This is a genomic window from Photorhabdus sp. RM96S (genome assembly GCF_042879335.1).
GTDB lineage: Bacteria > Pseudomonadota > Gammaproteobacteria > Enterobacterales > Enterobacteriaceae > Photorhabdus > Photorhabdus kayaii.
Genome location: NZ_JBHFKT010000154.1, coordinates 1 through 654, shown reverse-complemented (window position 1 = coordinate 654; position 654 = coordinate 1). Strand labels below are relative to the sequence as shown.

The window sequence follows — 654 nt, the reverse complement described above, 5'->3', positions numbered from 1 at the left end:
TAACAACCCATTCCATTGCGAAGCTGATTACCGAACGCCGATTTTCCTAATGCCCTCAGTCAGTTACCACCCGGTTTTTCCCGTGCTGCTTTGTCGCCGAACTCAAAACCCCCTGACGCGCTTTTCGTACCCGAAGGCCGGTTTTCCCCGCCAAGCCCTTGTCAGTGTAGCGCCTTTTTCGGCAACGGGCGAACGTCGCCCAACTTGTTTGGGCGGCGGGCGGCCGTTCTGCGGGCGCGGGCGGCAGAGAGCCCGCAAGCGGCGCCCCTGCGACGCTCTGAGGCACGGGCGTTTCAGACCAGGCTCGGCTTTGCATGACCTCGCTGGGTTCAGGGAAGCCCCCGGGGGCTGCACGGGGCGGAGATGGCGAGCACGGGGACGAGCAACGGAGCGCAGCGCAGTGCGAGCCGCGCGCAGCCAGTGCAGCAGGGTTGGGGCGGGGGGAAGTCAATGAGCGGAGGTCGCAGGCCGACCTGCCTTCAGGGTTGTTGGCCGGACGTTGGCACGGCAGCTAAAGAAGAACACGGGTTTTTGCCGATGGCCGGCTCAGCGGCTGACAGCAGAAGGCGTCAGCCTTGTGCGCCACACCCGCTAATGCTGACCCGCGGGGGCGCAAGACATAATGCCAATTATACGCATTAAGCCGCTCATCGA

At 63.8% G+C, this 654-nt stretch carries 1 protein-coding gene; it reads left to right on the top strand.

What is annotated here, in order from left to right; all coding sequences use genetic code 11:
* Window positions 1-450: 450 nt before the first annotated feature.
* Window positions 451-642 carry a hypothetical protein gene (locus ACGF49_RS24710; RefSeq protein ID WP_387493368.1) on the top strand — a complete coding sequence of 64 codons (192 nt, stop codon included), beginning with the start codon at window positions 451-453 and terminating at the stop codon, window positions 640-642.
* The last annotated feature ends 12 nt before the right edge of the window (window positions 643-654 follow it).